This window comes from Limnospira sp., from assembly GCF_051859755.1.
GTDB classification, from domain to species: Bacteria; Cyanobacteriota; Cyanobacteriia; order Cyanobacteriales; family Microcoleaceae; genus Limnospira; species Limnospira fusiformis.
In genome coordinates this window covers 1-2,895 of record NZ_JBIMLI010000267.1, presented here as the reverse complement: position 1 = coordinate 2,895, position 2,895 = coordinate 1, and the positions used below count along the sequence as shown (strand labels likewise).

At 46.0% G+C, this 2,895-nt stretch carries 2 protein-coding genes; both read right to left on the bottom strand.

Annotated features, from left to right (window positions below):
- Positions 1-126: 126 nt before the first annotated feature.
- Positions 127-1,317: a ferrochelatase gene (locus ACTIE0_RS23680; protein WP_006625609.1), complete on the bottom strand. Its 1,191-nt coding sequence runs from the start codon at positions 1,315-1,317 to the stop codon at positions 127-129.
- Between the two features lie 126 nt (positions 1,318-1,443).
- Positions 1,444-2,709 (bottom strand): inorganic phosphate transporter, encoded by a 1,266-nt coding sequence (locus ACTIE0_RS23675; RefSeq protein WP_006625611.1) that lies wholly within the window; start codon positions 2,707-2,709, stop codon positions 1,444-1,446.
- Positions 2,710-2,895: the final 186 nt, after the last annotated feature.

The window sequence follows — 2,895 nt, the reverse complement described above, 5'->3', positions numbered from 1 at the left end:
GCCAGTTAAGGCTTAAGCTGGTCAGCTACCTGAAAGCGGGGGCACGAAGCCCCCGTGCTTCAGCCGGGGGTGCTGACGAATAATCTGGTAGACATAGGGGATAATTGGAGAACCCGCCCCTAGGTTTTAATGGTGGTGATGATCATGATCATGGCTATGGCTATGGCTATGGCTATGATGATGATGGCTATGGCTATGATGACCTGGATCTGATTGTACTGCCAGGCTAGGATTAATAGATAATGCGGTTTGGCTTAACAATGCCTCAATCTGAGGATCTGCCCAATTAGCAGCCATCTCCAGGAATTGGGGATGGTCATTGACACAAGCCATCTGAATATATCTTACTTGGGGATGTCGCCGCCGCAATGCCTCGATAATGTGTTCTACATCTAATAGGGTTTCGTGGTTTTCGGTAGCAAACCCTATGGGCATGAAGACAATAGCCGTTGCTCCTAATTCTATCAGATTATGGGCGGCTAGTTGTGCGTTCGGTTGAGTCCAGTCAATCAGGGGGGTATCATGGTTTAGCCAGCCTACAGAAATTAAGGGATAACGGTTGATGAGTTTTTCCCGGACTTTTTCATATAAGGCTTGACTTTCATCAATTCCTGATGTAAAACCCTTGGCTTTATGGGGGCATCCATGATTCATTAATACGATGCCAGTTTGGGAGGGTAAATGTGCGATCGCCAATTCTTCCTCAATTTTTGCCTGCACTAATTCCGCCATTAAATCAATGTATTCAGGCTGATTGTAAAAGGAGGGGATATAACGCTGACCTGTCACCCAATGGCTGTTGGTATCGGCTAATTTTGCCAGGGCATTATTCACCTGTTCTACAGCTATACCACTGGTAAAAATTGAATCAACTACTAACAGTGGATAAATCAGGATTTTGTCGAATCCTTCACTTTTAATTTGACCTAAAACGGTTTCTGGTAGGAAGGGGGCGCAGAAATTAAAGGCTTTAAATACTTGGATGCGATCGCCCCATTTTTGTTGTAAATGTGCTTCAATTCCGGCGCGTTGTTTCTCAAAAATGGCATTATGGGGAGAAATGAAATTGCCATGCTGATGACTCCATTCATGGAGGTCAAAGATTGCCAAAATCCGCGCCAGAGGCGGATAAATCCAAGTGGGAACAGGGGCGAATTTGGCGGTTAACAGATTTAAAGCCTGTTCATTATAATTGGCAAAGTCTTCATAGCTTTCTACTTCTCCATAACCCATCAATAAAACGGCTACCCGATCTGATTTAGGGCGATCGCTTAATTGGGTGCTAGGATTTGTAATTTTCTCAGGAGTTGTCACCACGTCTTTATCCTCTGATCTCACCAATGAGCTATTTCCCCATAGTTTAACATCCCCTAGGGGGGGAGGGGGACAAAATATTGATAACTATGGGGAGGTGGGGGAGGTGGGGGGCTACCATAGCTAAAGCTACCCGATGAAATATCGCAGGAGTAGAAACCCTGTAGCGGCCAAAAATGCAGCGGTGGGGACTGTAATTAACCAAGCCAAGGCGATATTACCTACAGTCCCAAATTTAATAGACTTCCAGCCTTGAACAATTCCCACCCCGACGACACCGCCAACTAACGCATGGGAGGTAGAAACAGGTATCCCTAAGTTAGAAGCAATTAATACAGTGGTGGCGGTGGCCAGTTCAGCCGAAAATCCGGCACTAGGGGTTAAAGTGATAATATTTTCGCCGACAGTGGAGATCACTTTTTGACCCCAAACCGCCAGACCTGTAGCAATACCAGCGCCGCCAATAACTAATACCCAGAGGGGGATATGAAACTCTCCGAGGGGGACAGAAGCGGTTTGTCGGATATAGACAATAATGGCAAGGGGTGCGACAGTGTTACCAACATCATTAGACCCATGAGCAAAAGCAACAAAGCAAGCACTGAAAACCTGAAACTGAGCGAGTTGTTTTTCAATGGAGGACTTGCTATCACCGGATCTAAAAGTAGGTTGCCAACTAAACCAGGTAAGGCCAACTACAGCGAGACCAGCGATCGCAATAGTCAAATCATGGGTAGGAAAATTAAGACCCCATTGGCTTTTCATCCAAGAGGCGAGGGGTTGACTAATTTCTGGGACTACTAAAGTGCCAAACACTGCAATCATGGCACAACTGAGCCAGGGGGTCCATTCGAGAATTTGTTGTTGTGGGTGTGGGTGTTCCAAAATCCAGTATTTAATGAGACTGTAGAGTAAGGCAGCGATCGCCGCACTAATGAGGGGGGTAATTAACCAAGCCAGAGAAATCAAACCTACAGTTTTCCAGGCTACAGCAGTCCATCCTACAGCCACAGCACTAAATCCCGAAATAGCACCGACCACAGCATGGGAAGAGGCGACGGGTAAACCCTTACGGGTAGCAATTTGTAGCCATAACCCGGTCGAGACTAATACCGCTATCATACCCAATTGGAACAATTGAGGCGATCGGATAAATTCTTCCGGCTTGACTACCCCAGTAGCCAAAGTTTCCGAAACCCTACCCCCGAATAATACCGCCCCAAAAAATTCCAGAACCCCAGCGATGATAATAGCTTGTCGGAGAGTAATCGCCTTTGACCCTACAGAAGTCCCCATAGAGTTAGCCACATCATTGGCTCCGAGGGTGCAAGCCACATAAAAAGCTAACAGACAGACGAACCACAGGGGAATTAAGTTGATGGGGGAAATTTCCATTAGCAAAGATGAAATTCAGATGAAATTAACCGGATAACTAGGGAGAGTGTTTGTTATATTAATGATGTCGTGCGAGACGTTTAGGAGTCAAATAAGGCTGCAATGCCTGAAATAACCTCCTAGTGGGACTTTCACCCCTTGGTGGAATATAAGGAACTCGTATCCTGACCATCCCATAACTGTTTA